Source organism: Ostreiculturibacter nitratireducens, from assembly GCF_032670585.1.
GTDB lineage: Bacteria > Pseudomonadota > Alphaproteobacteria > Rhodobacterales > Rhodobacteraceae > Ostreiculturibacter > Ostreiculturibacter nitratireducens.
The window spans coordinates 749,344-762,170 of the sequence record NZ_JAVQHL010000001.1 but is presented as its reverse complement, the minus strand read 5'-3'; the positions used below and the strand labels follow the sequence as shown (position 1 = coordinate 762,170).

The window sequence follows — 12,827 nt, the reverse complement described above, 5'->3', positions numbered from 1 at the left end:
CCTAGGTAGGGCGCACAGGAGGCCCTCTCATGGCAAGGACGACAACGACCAGCGCGGCTAGCGAAATTCGCAGGAGCGGGTGGCACACGATCCGCTCGGTCGCGCCCTATCTCTGGCCCGAGGATCAGCCTTGGGTGAAGCGGCGCGTCGTCCTGGCGATGGTGGCGCTGGTTCTGGCCAAGGTCGTCTCGGTCTCCACGCCGGCTATCTACAAGGCTGCGGTCGACCGTCTGGGCGGCGATGACCCCAGCACCGGAATGCTGCTCGCGCTCACTGCGGTCGGCCTTACCGTCGCCTACGGGGTGGCCCGGCTGATGACCGTCGGGTTCGGGGAATTGCGCGACGCGCTCTTCGTCCGGGTCGCGCAGCGTGCGCTCCGGAAACTCGCGCTCGAGACGTTCACGCATATCCACCGCCTGTCGATGCGGTTCCACATCACGCGCAAGACGGGCGGTCTGTCGCGCGTGATCGAACGGGGCGTGAAGGGCGTCGAATTCCTTCTGCGGTTCATGCTGTTCTCTGTGGGTCCGCTCATTCTCGAACTGACGATGGTCGCGATCATCTTCTGGGCGGTCTTCGGGTTCTGGTACATGGCGGCGGTCGTCGTGACGATCTCGGCCTATGTAACCTTCACCTTCAAGGTCACCGAGTGGCGGGTGCAGATCCGCCGCCAGATGAACGCGCAGGATACGGACGCAAACCAGAAGGCGATCGACAGCCTCCTGAACTTCGAGACCGTGAAGTATTTCGGGGCCGAACGCCGCGAAGCCGAGCGTTACGACGCCGCGATGGCCGGCTACGAGAAGGCCGCCGTCCTGACCGGCTATTCGCTGAGCTTCCTCAACTTCGGGCAGTCGCTTCTGATCACCGCGGGGCTTGTCACGGTGATGGTCATGGCCGCGATGGGGGTGCAGGCCGGGACGCTGACCGTGGGCGATTTCGTCATGGTCAACGCCTACATGATCCAGATCACGATGCCGTTGAACTTCCTTGGCACGGTCTATCGCGAAATCCGGCAGGCGCTCGTCGACATGGGCGAGATGTTCGAACTCCTGTCGCAGCCGGCCGAGGTCACGGACAAGCCGGGCGCGCCGGATCTCGCAGTGCGGGGCGGCGAGGTGGAGCTCGACAATGTCTCCTTCGGCTACGATGCCAACCGGCCGATCCTGAAAGGGGTGAGCCTCAAGGTCGGCGCGGGGCAGAGCGTGGCGATCGTCGGTCCCTCCGGCTCCGGCAAGTCGACGATCGGACGGCTTCTCTTCCGTTTCTACGACGTGACCGGGGGCGCGCTGAGGATCGACGGACAGGATCTGCGCGACATCACGCAGGACAGTCTGCATGCGCAGATCGGCGTCGTGCCGCAGGACACGGTCCTGTTCAATGACACCGTGGGTTACAACATCGCCTACGGCCGCCCGGACGCCAGGCCGGAAGAGATCGTTGCCGCGGCCCGGGCGGCGAAGATCCACGATTTCATCATGTCGCTGCCGGAGGGTTATGAAACCAAGGTCGGCGAACGCGGGCTGAAGCTTTCCGGGGGCGAAAAGCAGCGCGTGGGGATCGCGCGGACGATCCTCAAGGACCCGCCGATCCTCCTGCTGGACGAGGCGACCTCGGCGCTCGACACGCAGACCGAACGCGACATCCAGGAAAGCCTGAAGGCCATGGGCGAGGGCCGCACGGTCATCACCATCGCGCACCGGCTTTCCACCATCGCCGACGCGGACCGGATCGTGGTTCTCGAGAACGGCCGGATCGTCGAGGAGGGGCGGCACGAGGAACTCCTCGCGCATCGCGGACGCTACGCGAAGATGTGGGCCCGCCAGTCCGCCGAGGAAGAGGAGACCGAGGGTGCGCCGCGCCTGGTCAGCGTCATCGGCGGCACCGAGGCCGAGGAGATCACGGACCTGCCAAAGGACGGCAAGTGGCGCTGGACGCCCCGAGGATGAGACGCCCTACCAAGCTCGCTATTCCGCGGCCTTGAGCCCCGAGGGCGGCTTTGTCCCGTCCCCGTCTTCGCCACTGCCGCGCGCCTCGGCCTCTGCCTCCGCCTGCAACTCGCTCCCATGCGGGCGAGGCTCGGCCTCCGGCTCGGTCCAGAGGATCTCCGGCCCCTTGACCCGCATCGCGGCTTTCCCCAGCGCGATATCCCGCGCCGCCCGGCTGTCCTTGCCAAGCGACAACGCGGAAAGGCGCGCCGCCGTCCGGTAGGCGCCCGTCGCCGCCCAGACGCGCAGCGCCAGAAGCGAGGGCGTAAGCACCAGCGTCAGGACCGTCGCGATGCCCAGCCCGAAGACCACGGCGGTCGCGAGTTGCTTCCACCAGAGCGCGGTCGGGCTGTTGATCGAGTAACCGCCGTTGATGAAGTCGAGCGACAGGCCGAACATCATGGGCGCAAGACCTGCCATCGTCGTGATCGTCGTCAGAAGGACCGGACGGATCCGCGCTTCGGCGGTCCGGGTGATCGCCTCGGTCCTGGGCATGTATTGGCTGAGTTCCTGGTAGGTGTCGATCAGCACGATGTTGTTGTTTACCACGATCCCGGCGAGCGCGACGATCCCCACGCCGGTCATGATGATCGAGAATGTCTGGTCCATCACCAGCATCCCAATCAGGACGCCCGTGGTGGACAGGACGACCGCAAGAAGCACGAGGACCGAGTTGTAGAAGGAATTGAACTGCGCCAGCAGGATCACGAACATGAGGCCGAGCGCGCCGGCGAAGGCCTTCATCAGGAAGGCGCCCGATTCCGCCTGTTCCTCCTGATCGCCGGTGAATTCCCAGTCCACGCCCGCCGGAAGGGGATCTTCCGTCTCGAGCCATTCGGTCAGGGCGGCGATCCGTTCGTTGCCGTTGATCGGCACGACGCCCAGCCCCTCGGCGGCGGCCCGTTCGCGCGCGGCTTCCATGGGCAGGACGGCCACGGTCGTGCCCTCCGCATCGGTCAGTCGCGTGAGCCCCGCAGCCACGTCCGCCTTGACGTCGTAGTAGCGGGTCTGGTCAACCCGGTCGATCCGGCCGAGTTTCTGGACGGGTTGCCGCGTGATGAAGTTCGCAAGTGGAACCAGCCCTTCGGACGTCCTGAGCTTCAGCGTGTCGAGGGTCGAAAGGACGCGGTCTTTTTCCGGCAGGCGCACCCGGATCTCGATCTCCTCGTCCGAGCTTTCGACCCGCATCGTGTCGAGGAGGAGCCCGCGCGTGACCAGCTGGACCATGCCGCCCACGGTCGCCACGTCCGCGCCGAAACGCCCTGCCTTTTCCACGTCGACGTCGATTTGCCAGTCGATGCCGGGAAGGGGCCGCGTGTCTTCGATGGCGAAGACGCCGTCCATCGTGCGCAAATGCGCGTTCACCGCTTCCACCCCACCCTCGAGCGCGGTGAAATCGTCGCCCTTGAGCCGCAGGTGAATGGGCTTGCCCGAAGACGGCCCGCGCGCGGCGCTCAGCGCCTCCACCTTGACGCCCGGCAGGGCCTCGAGCTTCGCCATCACCCGGTCGAGCACGAGGTCGCCGTCGAGTTCGGGATCGTTCTTGCGGCTCTCCCATGGCTGCATCTCGATCTGGATCTGGCCGACCGTGTCCAGGGGCGATTGCGCGCCGCCGGTGTTCTGGTTGAGCCCGCCGGTGCCGGCAAAGGCGAAGACGGAATCTATCCCCTCGGTTCCCAGGACGATCTGTTCCGCCTCGGCCAGAAGGGCGTCTTTTTCCGCCAGCGACAGGTTGCCCCGCGCGCGGACGTAGACGATCGCCTGCTCGGTCTCGGATTCGACGAAGAACTCGGTGCCACGGTTGTTCGCGCCGTAGATCATGAAGACGGTGACGACGAAGCCCCCGACCGCGGCGATCGTGACGAGCGGCATGATCGGGTTTCCGGCGATCAGGTGGATCAGCCAGCCGAAGGGGCTGCGCCTGTAGCCCGCCTGGACCTGCTTTGCGCGTCGCTCGATCTTGGCCGCGTTCAGCGTGACCGAAGCCGACACCGCAGCCAGCAGGAACAGCGCGATGCCAGGCAGCGAGGCCGCGAAGCCGCCCGTCGATCGGGTTCCCGACAGGTAGCCCGGATTGAGCGTCAGCATCGCACCGAGGAACAGGAGCGCGAGCGCCAAGACGACGAGGCCCGCGCGTACGGGCCAGGGCAGGGGCTTCAGCGCGTCCGAGGCGTGCTCGACGCGCCGGCTGAACCGTCCCGCGACGCCGCCCATGACCGGCAGGTAGATGAGCGCGACGACGAGCGAGGCCGATAGCACGAAGATCAGCGTCACGGGCAGCATGCCCATGAACTCTCCCGGCACGCCGGGCCAGAAGAGCATGGGCAGGAAGGCGCAGAGCGTCGTCGCGGTGGAGGAAACGACCGGCCAGAACATGCGCTTGGCCGCTTCGACATAGGCGCGCATCGGGCCGGAACCCTCGCGGATGCGCTTGTCGGCATACTCCACGATCACGATGGCACCGTCGACCAGCATCCCCACGGCGAGGATCAGCCCGAACATCACGATGTTCGAGATCGGGATGCCCATGACCGCCAGAAGCGCGAAGGTCAGAAGGAAAGAGGTCGGGATCGATATGCCGACCAGCAGCGCCGAGCGCGTCCCGAGCGTCGCCAGCACGACGATCATAACCAGCGCGATCGCGGTCAGCACCGAACCTTCGAGCTGGCTCACCATCGATCCCACGGTCCTGGACTGGTCGAGCGAGGTGCCCACGCCGACCGCCGCGCGCAGGTCTTGCGGCCAGTCCTCCTGCGCCTCCGCGAGTGTCTGCTTCACGAGATCGGCGGTGTCGATGATGTTGTAGCCCTTCCGTTTCACCACCTGGATGGCGACGGTCGTCTCTCCGTTGAAGCGTGCCGTGCCGGTCCTGTCCTCGAAGGTGAGCCGGATATCCGCGAGATCGCCCAGCGTCACGACGCGGTCGCCGTTCTTCTTCACCGGCAGTTCGTAGACGTCACGGGGTCTGTCGAAGGAGGAAGGGATCTTGACAGAGAACGCGCCGGTCGCGGTTTCGACCTCGCCCGCGGCGATGAGCTGGTTGTTGTTCCTGACGACGGAAATGAGCTCCCCCGCCGTCACGTTGTAGGCTTCGAGCCTCAGGGGATCGATCACGACCTCGAGCATCTCGTCGCGATGCCCTGCCAGCGCGGCCTCCAGCACGGGTTCCAGGGCCTCCAGCCTGTCCTGGAGGTCCTTGGCAAGCCGCAGGAGAGTGCGTTCCGGCACCGGGCCCGAGAGGTTCACGACGATGATCGGGAATTCGGAAAAGTTGATCTCGTTGATCGAATACCGTTCGGCGCCCTCGGGAAACTTCGCCTCGGCCCGGTTCATGGCGTCGCGGACGTCTGCGATGACCTTCGTCTTGTCCCAGCCGAATTCGAATTCCAGCGCGACGCCGCCATAGCCCTCGGCCGCGGTGCCGGAGATGGTCTTCAGCCCGTCGAGGTCGGAAAGCTCCGTCTCCATGACCTTGACGAGCAGCTTCTCGCTGTCCTCGGCGGAAATCCCGGGGAAGGGGACGGAAACGAAGAGCGCCGGGATCTCGATGTCAGGCTCGCCCTCTTTCGGAAGGCCCGTGTACGCCACGAGCCCCGCGATGATGGACATCGCGATGAAGGCGAGAACCATCCGCGCACGGGACGCGGCCCAGTCGACGAGGCCCGTCATCAGCCCGGTTCCCTGTAGGTGACCGCGACTGGCACGCCCTCGGTCACGTATTCCTGCCCGACGACGATGACCTCCGCCTCCTCCGGCAGGCCGCCGACCCAGACGCCCTCCGCCGTGTCGCGCAGGATTTCGACGGGCGCGAAGCCGGCGCGGCCCGCGTCCACCGTGCGCACGCCTAGCCGTCCCTCGTCGTCGAGTGTCAGCGCCGAGGACGGCAGAAGATGCGCCAAGCCGCCTTCGGCGGATATCAGGATCTCGGCGGTCTGGCCGTCGCGGATCGAGAGGTCGGGGTTCGCGACCTCGACCTCGACGCGGAAGGTCCGCGTGTTCGGATCGGCTGCGCGGGACAGGAACGTGACCCTTCCCACGACTTCCTTGCCCGTGACGAGCCGCGCGCCCGCCATCGCCCCGAGCGTCACACGGTCAACCTCGGTCTCCGGAACGAAGCCCACCAGCTTGATGGGGTCCAGCGCGACGACCGTCGCGCAAAGCCCTCCCGCCGAAAGAAGCGCGCCGGTCTCCGCCGCGTCGGTTTCGAGGAAACCGGCGAAGGGCGCCGCGATGCGCGTGCGCTCCATCTCCGTCAGCGCGGCCTCGACAGCGGCCTCCGCGGCGCGAAGCGTCGCCTCGGCGGACCGAACGCCGGCCCGGGCCGAAACCAGAGACGCTTCCGCCCCCGCGACGCGCGCGTCGGAGGCAAACCCGCCCTCCGACAGCCGCTCCGCCGCGTTCGCGTTTATCTGGGCTTCGACAACCCGCGCGCGCGCCTCTTCCAGACGGGCTTCGGCCTCGGGCAACCGCGCTTCGGCTTCCGCAAGCGCGGCGGGCCGCGTGCCCGGGTCGATTGCGCAAAGAGGATCACCCTCTGCCACTTTCGCGCCGCGCCGCAGGGGCGAGGAGATGACCTTGCCGCCTGTCTCTGCCCGCACCTCGACCTGACGCGCGGCTTCCGTCTCTCCGCGCAGAAGGACGGCGCTGTCAATGGACTGGGCGCGGCTTCTGATCGCCACGACCGACACGGCGGGCGCTTCGGCTTCGGTCGTCACCGGGGCTTCCGCCGTTTCCGGCGCTGCTTCGCTCGCGGGCGCTTCACGCGCCGCGAATACGAGCAGCCGGTCGCGTTCGAAGACGAGGAGGTAGAGCGTGGCCATGACCAGCGCCGCGGTGATAAGGGGTAGAACTCGCATCGTCGACCTCGCGCGGCGCCGCTTCTGGCGCCAGGGAACCTGTGGAGAACCTATACCGCGCGCCCGAGACCGCAAGGTTTCCCTTGCTTCCCGGCCCCACGGCAAGCTCGCGCGCAGGTTTCGGCGGCGGGCTTGGCAAGCGCCGGCGCTTGCGTGTAAGACGGGCGCGAAATCGGGGACGTGTTCTCCAGAACGGGGGCAGGCGTGAGCAACAACGACAGCTTCATCGACGAGGTGACCGAAGAGGTCCGCCGCGACCGGCTCTTCGCGCTGATGCGGAAATACGGCTGGATCGGCATCCTCATCGTCGTCCTGATCGTTGGCGGCGCGGCCTTCAACGAATGGCGCAAGGCCCGGGCCACAAGCGAGGCGCAGGCATTTGGTGACGCCGTGATGGCCGCGATGCAATCCGATGACTCGGCGTCGGCGCTTGCTGCCGTTCCCGCCGAGGGAGACCAACGCGCGGTTCTCGACCTGCTCGGCTCTGCAGCGGCGCTGGAGGCTGACGACCGCGATGCGGCGCTTGCGAAGCTGGCCGAGATCGCCGCGGACCCGGCGCTTCCCGCGAGCTACCGCCAGCTTGCGCAGCTGAAATCCGTGCTGATCGCTGGCGCTTCGATGCCAGCGGCTGACCGCGACGCGATCCTCGCGACGCTTTCCGCGCCGGGTGCGCCTTACCGTGCCCTTGCGCTGGAACAGCAGGCGCTTGCGCTCGTCGAGGCCGGCGAAACGGAGGCCGCGATCGCGGCGCTGCGCGCGCTGCTGGAAGAGCCCGATCTAACGGCGGGCTTGCAAGCGCGCGTCACACAGTTGATTGTGGCCCTGGGTGGAGAAACCGAGGCTGGCTGAGGCGCTCGGGCGGCCCGGCAGAAGAGGGGCAGAGGCAGTGAGACTTTCCCACGGCGTTTCCGTATTCGCGGTTCTGGCGGTCCTCGCGGGCTGCGGCGAAAAGGAACCGATCCTCGAAGGCGAACGCATCAGCGTCCGCGCCGGTCTTGGCGGCCCGACGCTCGCGGAAACGCGCGAGGCGCAGGCGCCGCGCGAGGTGCCGCTGTCCCTTCCGGCAGCGCAGGTCAACGCCAACTGGACCCACCGGGGCGGAAACGCGGCGCATCGTCTCGTGCATCCCGCGCTCTCTGCCCCGCAGGACGCCGTTTTCAGCGCCAATATCGGGCAGGGCAACAGCCGCCGGTTCCGCATCACCGCCGACCCCGTCGTGGAGGGCGGCAGCGTCTTCACCCTCGACAGCCGCGCGCTCGTGACCGCCACGGGCACGAATGGCGCGACGCTCTGGCAGGCCGACCTGACGCCACCCTCCGACCGCTCCGACGACGCTTCGGGCGGCGGCATCGCGGTGGACGACGGCAAGGTCTTCGTGACGACGGGCTTCGGTGAACTGGTCGCTCTCGATGCGGCAAGCGGCGCCGTTCTTTGGCGGCAGAATTTCGACGCCGGCGTCGGCGGCGCGCCCGCCGTGGCTGGCGGCATCGTCTACGCGGTCGCGCGCGACAGCTCCGCGTGGGCCATCCGGGCAACCGATGGCCGCGTCCTGTGGCAACTTCCCGGCATGCCCGCACCGGCCGGCGTCTCCGGCGTCTCTGCCCCGGCGGTCACCGACGGACTCGTGATCTTCCCGTTCCCATCGGGCGAACTCATCGCCGCCAACCGCGAGGACGGAACGCGCGCATGGCTCGCCCAGGTCGCCGGATCCCGCGGGGGGCGGGCCTATGCGACCTTCACCGACCTGACCGGCGATCCGGTCGTGGACGGCAAGACGGTTTATGCAGGCTCGTCCGCTGGGCGCGTCGCTGCATTCGACATCGACACCGGCCGCCGGATCTGGTCCGCGACCGAAGGTGCGGTGAGCCCGGTCTGGCCGGTGGGTGGCGCGATCTTCCTCGTGTCGGACGAAGCGCGCCTGATCCGGCTCGACGCGGCGACTGGCAAGGTGGTCTGGGCGGTCGAACTTCCCTACTTCGTCAAGCAGAAGATCAAGCGCCAGAAGGCGATCGTGGCGAGCTTCGGCCCGATCCTTGCCGGTGGCCGGCTCTACATCGCCTCGACTGACGAAAAGCTTCGGTCCTTCGATCCGGTATCGGGGGCGTTGATCACCGAATACGACCTCCCCGGCGGCGCGGCCTCCGCGCCCGTGGTCGCGGGCGGGACGCTTTACATCGTTTCCGGGAAAGGCCAGCTTCTCGCTTTCCGTTGAGGGCAAACCCGTGTAAGGGGACGCCTTCAACGTCAGCCGGACTCTGCCCATGACCTTCTCGCTCGCCATCGTCGGTCGCCCCAATGTCGGGAAATCGACGCTGTTCAATCGCCTCGTCGGCCGGCGGCTTGCGCTGGTGGATGACCAGCCCGGCGTGACGCGCGACCTGCGTGAAGGCGAGGCGCGCCTTGGCGACCTCCGTTTCACGGCGATCGATACGGCCGGTCTTGAACTTGTCGACGACGAGAGCCTTCAGGGCCGGATGCGGCGGCTGACGGAACGCGCCGTGGACATGGCCGATGTCTGCCTGTTCGTCATCGACGCCCGCGCGGGCGTCACGCCGGCGGACGAGATCTTCGCCGACATCCTGAGGAAACGCGCGCGCCACGTGATCCTTGCCGCCAACAAGGCGGAGGGTCATGCAGGCGACGCAGGCGCGACCGAAGCCTGGAGCCTTGGCCTCGGTGAACCGCTGCGCATCTCCGCCGAGCATGGCGAGGGGATGGACGATCTTTATCGCGCCCTTCTTCCGCTCGCCGATGCGTTCGAGGAGCGCGCGAAAGAGGAAGCCCCCGAGACTGACGTGGCTGTGGCAGAGGATGGCGAAGGCGAAACGCCGGTTCCCACGCGCGCCAAGCCGCTCCAGATCGCGGTGATCGGACGCCCGAACGCGGGCAAGTCCACGCTCATCAACAAGATCCTCGGCGAGGACCGGCTGTTGACGGGCCCCGAGGCCGGGATCACCCGTGACGCGATCTCGGTGACGGCCGACTACATGGGCACGCCCATGCGGATCTTTGACACCGCCGGGATGCGCAAGCGCGCCAAGGTGACCGACAAGGTCGAAAAGCTTTCCGTCGCCGACGCGCTGCGCGCAGTGCGCTTCGCCGAGGTAGTCGTCGTGCTTCTCGATGTCGAGGTGCCGTTCGAACAGCAGGACCTGAGGATCGCGGACTTCGCCGAAACCGAGGGGCGGGCCGTCGTCGTCGCCGCGAACAAGTGGGACCTCGAAGAGGACAAGCCCGAGAAACTGAAGGAGCTGCGCGAGGCGTTCGAACGGCTCCTGCCGCAGCTCAGGGGCGCGCCGCTTGTGACCGTCTCGGCCAAGACCGGGAAGGGCCTCGACCGGCTCCACGCCGCGATCCTGAAGGCCTATGACGTCTGGAACAGGCGCATCTCCACCGCCAAGCTGAACCAGTGGCTCGGCACGATGACCGAGGCGCACCCGCCGCCGGCTCCCGGCGGCCGCCGGATCAAGCTGCGCTACATGACGCAGGTCAAGACGCGTCCCCCGGCGTTCGTCGTCATGGCGACCCATACCGACAAGATCCCGGAAAGCTACCTGCGCTACCTCATCAACGGGCTGCGGGAATCCTTCGACATGCCCGGTACGCCGATCCGGCTCACCTTGCGCGACCAGGGGGCCAAGAACCCCTACAAGGACCGCAAGAAATCCACGCCGTCGCGGCTGCGAAAGCACGTCGAGGCTAAGAAGGGAAAGCCCGCGAAGGGTTGATCCGTCAGGCGAGCGCCGCGCGACGTGCGGCGCCGACCATGAGGATGATCCCTGCGAGGCACACGACCGGCACCACCAGTCCTTCGCCCGCATTGGCCACGATGATCGCGGCCAGCGCCCAGATCACCGCGACCCCGTATTCCGGTGCGCGTGCAAGGCGGGTCTGAACGGTGAAGGCGATGGCCAGCGCCAGCGCGAGCATCGCGAGGCTTGCGGCCATCTCACCCATGATCCCGTGCCCGATCAGCACGACGCCCAGCGAAACGCAGGAAGCCGCCGTCAGCCATCCGGCATAAAGCGCGATCGGTCCGAGAAGGAGCCAGCGGTCGGGAATCCGCGGGGCGCGGAACAGCGCGACAAGGGCGAGAACAGTCATCACCCAGATCTGCAGCGTCGCCATCACGGGATTGGCCATCGCGACCATCAGCCAGCTCGCACCCAGCGCGAGCGAGCCGAAGAGGGGCCAGCGAGGTCCGTCCCAGGCCACGTCCTCGGCCCGGGCGAAAAGCCCGAAGCCCGCGTGGACCACGAGCCCCGCGTAGATCACCGCCCAGATCGCGAAGGCGTAGCCCGCCGGCAGGATCGCCGGATCGTCGAGATGGATCGGGAAATTCGAAGGGTCGTAGCCGCCGAACCCCGGCGTCGCCATCGGCGCCGCGGCGAATGTCAGCGCCGCGACGAAAAGCAGGATGGCTTTCATGCGGCTCGTGCGGTCCATGCCGTCCCCCCAGTCTCGGTTCGTCCGCCGTCAGTGCGGAACCAGGAGGGAGAATAGCACGGCTGCCCGTGCCCGCCAGACCTCGCTCAGACCAGTTCGCCCTCGGCCGTGATCCGTCCCTTGCCGCCGAGCCAGGGGCGCAGCGCCTCGGGAAGCGTCACGCCGCCGTCCTCGGTCTGGCCGTTTTCCAGGACCGCGATCAGGCAGCGCCCCACGGCGAGGCCCGAGCCGTTCAGCGTGTGCACGAAATCGGGCTTCCCGCCGCCTGCCGGCCGGTAGCGCGCGTTCATGCGGCGCGCCTGGAAGTCGCCACAGACCGAGACCGAGGAGATCTCGCGATAGGTGTTCTGACCCGGCAGCCAGACCTCGAGGTCATGCGTCCGCCGAGCGCCGAAGCCCATGTCGCCGGTGCAGAGGACGACCGTGCGGTAGGGCAGTTCCAGCCGTTCCAGAACCGTCTCGGCGCAGCGGGTCATGCGTTCATGTTCGGCGCGGCTCGTTTCGGGAGTGGTGATCGACACCATCTCGACCTTCTCGAACTGGTGCTGGCGCAGCATCCCGGACGTGTCCTTGCCGGCCGAACCGGCTTCCGACCGGAAGCACTGGGTGTGCGCCGTCATCCGCAGGGGCAGCGTGGATTCCTCGAGTATCTCTTCGCGAACGGCATTCGTCAGCGTGACCTCGGATGTCGGGATCAGCCACCAGCCGTTGGTCGTCTGATAGCTGTCCTCGGCGAATTTCGGCAGCTGGTTCGTGCCATACATCGCCTCTTCGCGGACGAGGACCGGTGTCATCGTCTCGATGAGGCCATGTTCATTCGTGTGCAGGTCCAGCATGAACTGCGCCAGCGCCCGGTGCAGACGCGCGACCGCGCCACGCAGCACGACGAAGCGCGAGCCCGAGAGCTTCGCGGCCGTTTCGAAATCCATGCCCTTCTGCACGGCGGGCAGTTCGTAATGCTCGCGTGGGCGGAAGGGGAAGGTCTTCGGCGTGCCCCAGCGGCGGAGTTCCACGTTTTCCGTCTCGTCCTTGCCGACCGGAACGTCGTCGTGCGGCAGGTTCGGGATCGTCAGCAGAAGGTCCCTGAGCCGCGCATCCTCCGCCGAGGCTTCCTCGTTCAGGCGCGCGACCTCGGCCTTCTTGTCGGCCACGAGGGTCCGAAGCCGCTCGAATTCCGCGTCGTCACCGCGGGCTTTTGCGGCACCGACCTCCTTGGAGGCGGCATTCTGCGCGGCCTGGGCGGTTTCGGCGGCGAGGATCTTTGCGCGGCGCGCCTCGTCGATTGCCAGGATTTCCGACGAGAGACCGGAAAGGCCCCGGCGGCCGAGCGCGGCGTCGAAGGCTTCGGGGTTCTCTCTGATCTGCCGGATATCGTGCATGGTTTCACCTTTCGGGTCCGTTCGGGGCTAGATATGCCCGATCGGGCGGGGAAGGTGAACCGGGAATCTTGGGGCCGGTGTGGCGGCTCTCGTACCGGCGGGGAATGCTTCAAGTGATTGATCCTGTGGGATTATTGAGTGTCCGTTGGCGACCGTGG

The 12,827-nt window shown here is 67.2% G+C and carries 8 protein-coding genes; 4 read left to right on the top strand and 4 right to left on the bottom strand.

What is annotated here, in order from left to right; all coding sequences use genetic code 11:
* Positions 1-29: 29 nt before the first annotated feature.
* The gene (locus ABCN56_RS03605; protein ID WP_343079397.1) at positions 30-1,949 is read left to right on the top strand and encodes an ABCB family ABC transporter ATP-binding protein/permease; all 1,920 of its coding nucleotides are present in this window, start codon (positions 30-32) and stop codon (positions 1,947-1,949) included.
* Between the two features lie 18 nt (positions 1,950-1,967).
* On the opposite strand, the gene ABCN56_RS03600 is transcribed toward ABCN56_RS03605, so the two are convergent.
* Together ABCN56_RS03600 and ABCN56_RS03595 are read right to left on the bottom strand one after the other, a co-directional pair.
* Positions 1,968-5,657, bottom strand: a complete 3,690-nt coding sequence (locus ABCN56_RS03600; protein ID WP_343079396.1) for an efflux RND transporter permease subunit — start codon at positions 5,655-5,657, stop codon at positions 1,968-1,970.
* Positions 5,657-6,844 carry an efflux RND transporter periplasmic adaptor subunit gene (locus ABCN56_RS03595; protein WP_343079395.1) on the bottom strand — a complete coding sequence of 396 codons (1,188 nt, stop codon included), beginning with the start codon at positions 6,842-6,844 and terminating at the stop codon, positions 5,657-5,659. The genes ABCN56_RS03600 and ABCN56_RS03595 overlap by 1 nt, the downstream gene beginning before the upstream one ends.
* 204 nt (positions 6,845-7,048) lie before the next feature.
* On the opposite strand from ABCN56_RS03595, the gene ABCN56_RS03590 reads away from it, so the two are divergent.
* From ABCN56_RS03590 to der, 3 genes are read left to right on the top strand one after another with little or no spacing between them, the layout of a single operon-like run.
* On the top strand, positions 7,049-7,693 hold the full coding sequence (locus ABCN56_RS03590) for a hypothetical protein (RefSeq protein WP_343079394.1): 645 nt from the start codon (positions 7,049-7,051) through the stop codon (positions 7,691-7,693).
* 37 nt (positions 7,694-7,730) lie between these two features.
* Positions 7,731-9,056, top strand: coding sequence for a PQQ-like beta-propeller repeat protein (locus ABCN56_RS03585; RefSeq protein WP_343079393.1), 1,326 nt, complete (start codon positions 7,731-7,733; stop codon positions 9,054-9,056).
* Between the two features lie 49 nt (positions 9,057-9,105).
* Positions 9,106-10,572: a ribosome biogenesis GTPase Der gene (gene der / locus ABCN56_RS03580; protein WP_343079392.1), complete on the top strand. Its 1,467-nt coding sequence runs from the start codon at positions 9,106-9,108 to the stop codon at positions 10,570-10,572.
* A gap of 4 nt (positions 10,573-10,576) precedes the next feature.
* On the opposite strand, the gene ABCN56_RS03575 is transcribed toward der, so the two are convergent.
* Complete coding sequence (locus tag ABCN56_RS03575; RefSeq protein WP_343079391.1) at positions 10,577-11,290, bottom strand: hypothetical protein; 714 nt, start codon at positions 11,288-11,290, stop codon at positions 10,577-10,579.
* 86 nt (positions 11,291-11,376) lie between these two features.
* Entirely contained in the window at positions 11,377-12,669 is a 1,293-nt protein-coding gene (gene serS / locus ABCN56_RS03570) for a serine--tRNA ligase (protein WP_343079390.1), read from the bottom strand.
* Positions 12,670-12,827 lie beyond the last annotated feature (158 nt).

Coding starts and splice junctions, on each gene's coding strand:
- ABCN56_RS03600 (WP_343079396.1), bottom strand. CDS start 5,657: ATGACGGGCCTCGTCGACTGGGCCGCGTCCCGTGCGCGGATGGTTCTC.
- der (WP_343079392.1), top strand. CDS start 9,106: ATGACCTTCTCGCTCGCCATCGTCGGTCGCCCCAATGTCGGGAAATCG.
- ABCN56_RS03575 (WP_343079391.1), bottom strand. CDS start 11,290: ATGGACCGCACGAGCCGCATGAAAGCCATCCTGCTTTTCGTCGCGGCG.
- serS (WP_343079390.1), bottom strand. CDS start 12,669: ATGCACGATATCCGGCAGATCAGAGAGAACCCCGAAGCCTTCGACGCC.
- ABCN56_RS03595 (WP_343079395.1), bottom strand. CDS start 6,844: ATGCGAGTTCTACCCCTTATCACCGCGGCGCTGGTCATGGCCACGCTC.
- ABCN56_RS03605 (WP_343079397.1), top strand. CDS start 30: ATGGCAAGGACGACAACGACCAGCGCGGCTAGCGAAATTCGCAGGAGC.